The sequence below is a fragment of the Methanohalobium sp. genome (genome assembly GCF_046546175.1).
In the GTDB taxonomy this organism is placed as follows: domain Archaea; phylum Halobacteriota; class Methanosarcinia; order Methanosarcinales; family Methanosarcinaceae; genus Methanohalobium.
The window spans coordinates 1-3,655 of sequence record NZ_JBKGYF010000121.1; the positions used below are offsets into that span (position 1 = coordinate 1).

Consider the following 3,655-nt stretch of genomic DNA (forward strand, 5'->3'; position numbering starts at 1 on the left):
ATTACAGTGATGAACAATCCGGAATCAATGCAAATAAAACTAAAATTAAGTTTGATGGTTTTGACAAATCAACCAATAATAATTCCACCATAACTAGTGAATATGCAACATACAATGCCACAGAGTTATCTGTAGGCAAATACAACTCAACTATAACTGTGTATGATAATGCCGGTAATAGTAAGACATACACTACAAATTTTGAGATTGCAGAACAAAACAAGGATGAAGATGATACAAACACAAACAGTGGCTCTAGCAGTGGTGGAGGTGGTGGTTCTTCCAACACTGATGAAGACTTAGATAACATCAAAGATGAGTTCGTTAACCAGAAATATGTTGGCAATGACAGGCATATTTGGTATGACTTCGATGAAAAAATCAGCAAAGTCAAGAGTGTCCATTTTGATGCAACTGAATCAAGAGGCAAAACGGATACTCGCCTGGTCATACTAAAATCAAAATCCACCATGGTAGACGAAAAACCACCCGGTGAAGCTTTCCAGAATGTCAATATCTGGGTAGGTAAAGCAGGTTTTGATAATGTTGTTGAAAATGCATCCATTGATTTCATTGTGGATAAAACATGGATTCGAAACAACAACATTGACAGGTCCACTATTAAGATGTGTAGACATCACGATGGTTCATGGGATAAACTTGAAACCAGGAAATTGTCTGAAAACGAGACTATCATCAGGTTCAGAGCTGATACACCCGAATTTTCACCGTTTGCAATAACAGGTGAAACGAAACAGACACAAGATATCAATACTGATACACAGGTTGAAAATAATGGAACAAGTGACAATGTATCTAATGAATCAACTCCGGTTGATAGTAACATAGAAGATGAAACTATCGGTGTAGGTGCCTGGGATTTAAAGTGGATTATATTGGCAATTTTGAGTATGATAGTTAGTATATCTATATACATCAAGAAGAAAGGTCAATGACCCATTTCCAACGAGGTGGACATTCCCATGTGGTCAATCAGAATTAGTTCCCTTGATTTAAGGGAACTAATTTATTGAACAGTTCTGAAAGCAGAGATAGTTTGCGTGCATGGATATATCTATAAGTTTTTTTTTCGTTAATTGATTTTAGCACTATTCAGTTAAAACTATCTTTTACTTATAATCGATAACTCAATATTTGTTGCTTATAGTCATATCAGCAAATGATGATATCTTCTAAATTAGCAACAAATTATCTGTGCTTAACTATAATTTACTATTCTAAATTGTTGTGCTTTGAAATACCAAAAATCTAAAATAGATTAATATGTTTCATTAACTGAACATTACCAGTGACATCATAATAAAAAAATTATATTGGACGCTCTCATCACCCAGCTACTCAGGGAGATTTCCTATCCACAGTTAAAGCTGACTACTCTCCCACTACTAATTAGTGGGGTTCTATTGAACCCTGAGAGCCTTAACCTTTGACGAGGTTAAGCATTTGCTGGTTCATGGACGGTACTTGCGAACCGGCACCAAGACCGGTGGTAGAGGCACCATCTCCACAGCTGTTGATTCCCGCGAGCCCCACGGTATGCGTAGTTGGGTTATAATACGATGATTTTGTAAGGATGTTTATAGCAGCATTGAGGTCTCTGTCAATTTCCAGACCACAGTTACTGCAGTAGAATGTCCTGTCTTCCAATTTCAGTTTTTCTTTCTTTTTAGTTCCACAGTGGGAACAGACCTGGGAAGTGTTGTCAGGATTAACATTGTCTACAATCTTGCCTCTTTCAGCTACTTTATATATTACGTGCTGAACCAGTTTGTTCCAGCCTACATCCAATATGGATTTGGCCAGTTTGTTGTTTTTAAGAAGATTTTTTATTTTTAGATCTTCGAACACACTCAGATCGTATCTCTCTACCAATAGTTTGCTCAGGCAATGCGAGAAATGGTTTCTAGCAGCAACAACTTTCCTGTGAATCCTGTTCACTCTCTGTTTCTGTTTTTGATAATTGTTTGATCTGAATTGCATCCTGGACAATTTCCGCTGTTCCTTAGCAAGTCTTTTCTCAGCTTTCCTGAGGAATCTTGGCGGTTCGACAAAATCATCGTCTGATGTTGTTATGAAAGATTTGAGTCCTAGGTCGATACCAACAGCATTTTCTGGGGTAGATGGAACTGGGTTATCAGGTAGTTCTACTGTCAGATGAGCAAACCATTGTTTCCCTTCTTTTTTCAGGGTACATGTCTTCAGTTCGCCATCCGGGAGTTTGTCTATATCAATCCTGATAGGATTCGATTTACCGGTCATCCTGGATAAGTGCAGTTTATTTGCTTTGAGTTTCCAGCCATTTCCATGCTGTTTGCATCTGAAACTGGTAAAATCATCTTTATTCTTGAATTTCGGGTGACCTTTGGGCAGGATTCCATAGTATTTTATGAATCCAGATGAGTTGCATCCACATGGAACGTTTTCTTCTTAACGAATACACCTTTTTTAGATCTGGTGCTTTTCAGTCTACCTTTCTTGATATCATCAAAGAATTTGTCATAGGCAAAACATAACCTCTGGAATACATCCAATCTTACCTGTGAATGTATGGATAGTCCAGATACTTCAGGTGTCTTTCCAGCGATGATTTGGATACCGACAGACAGAACCTGTCGTATAATTCTACTCTGATGGCTAGAAGATAGTTCCAGATTAACCTGCAGTATTCCAGGGTTTCATCCAGTTTTTCTTCCTGTTCAGGAGTAGGATGAATCCTGAATCTCATATTCCTGCAGTTCTGACCTTCTTTGCGGACCATCAACTCCACCCTTTTACCTGATACTGATTATACGTTTTGAAACTATATAAATTTTACTTGATGTTAGCGATTATCTCAAAAAATCTAGAGTTAATCAGACATCAGCGGGGTACGATTCATCACTCTTTAAACGGAGTTTAAAGATATCTTTAAATCTATGATTTTAAGAGCATGAGTAAACTCGTGGGCTTTCTCTACCCATGCACCCCTTCTTCGTAAAAGAATCCCAGAAAACTTTAGCATCATGGACATATTCGGAAATAACTACAAAAAAATCCGAACGTAAAAAAAGACTGTATGAAGATTTCAGCTAGATGTACAACTCTAACCCTACAAATATAGATTTAAAAAAGAGGTCGCATTTCACTCCCAGCTCGTACAGGGAGTCTCCTGCGACCTATAGGACGAAGTAACCGGTATTTTATTTTTCAACCAATTACTTCTGTTGTCTCTTTAAAGCGATGACTGCTGTCACAGCAACTAACGCTATAAGAGCTACAACTCCAAATATTGTCAATCCTGGTATTCCATCTTTATCATCACTAGTCTGGTCGGTTTCATCTGATGGTTCTTTAGTATCATCTGATGGTTCTTTAGTATCATCTGATCCTTCAGAAGTACCTCCAGTACCCTCTTCATCGGTACTTTTCAGGTATATGCTGTAGTATGAAAAACCAGGTGTTTTTGCTTTGTACACGTAATGTGTATCGTTTTCATCGAACTGATTTACTTCGATATTATCCCAGTCTTCATTATGGAACCGTTTTACACCTACATCTGATGGATCTTTATTGTTCTCTTCAAGCCATGATTTTTCGGCGCTGAATGTAATGGTCGCCTCATCGATGTTTTCATTTTCCAGGTTCTTGTGGTTGA

At 37.9% G+C, this 3,655-nt stretch carries 5 protein-coding genes; 1 reads left to right on the forward strand and 4 read right to left on the reverse strand.

The window, feature by feature from the left end:
- Positions 1–956, forward strand: a 956-nt coding sequence (locus ACLFMM_RS09455; protein ID WP_410808485.1) for a PGF-pre-PGF domain-containing protein, incomplete at its 5' end; no start/stop codon positions are given.
- Positions 957–1,440: 484 nt separating this feature from the next.
- On the opposite strand, the gene ACLFMM_RS09460 is transcribed toward ACLFMM_RS09455, so the two are convergent.
- From ACLFMM_RS09460 to ACLFMM_RS09475, 4 genes are all read right to left on the reverse strand, one after another.
- Complete coding sequence (locus ACLFMM_RS09460; RefSeq protein ID WP_410808489.1) at positions 1,441–2,409, reverse strand: RNA-guided endonuclease InsQ/TnpB family protein; 969 nt, start codon at positions 2,407–2,409, stop codon at positions 1,441–1,443.
- Positions 2,406–2,552 (reverse strand): hypothetical protein, encoded by a 147-nt coding sequence (locus tag ACLFMM_RS09465; RefSeq protein ID WP_410808486.1) that lies wholly within the window; start codon positions 2,550–2,552, stop codon positions 2,406–2,408. Before ACLFMM_RS09465 ends, ACLFMM_RS09460 begins: the two co-directional genes overlap by 4 nt.
- 2 nt (positions 2,553–2,554) lie before the next feature.
- On the reverse strand, positions 2,555–2,779 hold the full coding sequence (locus ACLFMM_RS09470) for a helix-turn-helix domain-containing protein (RefSeq protein ID WP_410808487.1): 225 nt from the start codon (positions 2,777–2,779) through the stop codon (positions 2,555–2,557).
- A gap of 436 nt (positions 2,780–3,215) precedes the next feature.
- The coding region (locus ACLFMM_RS09475) for a PGF-pre-PGF domain-containing protein (RefSeq protein WP_410808488.1) at positions 3,216–3,655 on the reverse strand (440 nt) is incomplete at its 5' end.

Coding starts and splice junctions, on each gene's coding strand:
- ACLFMM_RS09470 (WP_410808487.1), bottom strand. CDS start 2,779: ATGGTCCGCAAAGAAGGTCAGAACTGCAGGAATATGAGATTCAGGATT.